The organism is Dietzia massiliensis, assembly GCF_018390595.1.
Lineage (GTDB): Bacteria > Actinomycetota > Actinomycetes > Mycobacteriales > Mycobacteriaceae > Dietzia > Dietzia massiliensis.
Window position 1 is genome coordinate 1 of the sequence record NZ_JAHBAV010000361.1, and the last position, 326, is coordinate 326.

The 326-nt window shown below is 63.2% G+C and carries 1 protein-coding gene; it reads left to right on the forward strand.

Annotated features, from left to right (window positions below):
- The coding region (locus KHA85_RS20760) for a DedA family protein (protein WP_498039919.1) at positions 1-254 on the forward strand (254 nt) is incomplete at its 5' end.
- Between the last annotated feature and the right edge of the window lie 72 nt (positions 255-326).

The window sequence follows — 326 nt, forward strand, 5'->3', positions numbered from 1 at the left end:
TGTGGCCGCTGTCGCGCAATCCGCAGCTGCTGGTGCGCGGCCACGCATTCTTTGAACGCTGGGGCGTGCTGGGCATTTTCATCGGCCGCTTCTTCGGCCCGCTGCGCGCCGTGGTGCCGCTGGTGGGCGGCATTTGCGGCATGCCGCAGCGTTATTTCCAGTTAGCCAACGTCACGTCGGCGATGATCTGGGCGTTCGGCATTCTGGCGCCGGGGGCATTCGGCATCAAGTGGCTCAGCCAGTGGCTGGGCTGATTTCTCGCTAAATTGCGCAGCGCCGCGCAATATTGTGCTCGGCGGGCAAAATCAGGCTGGACATCCATACAG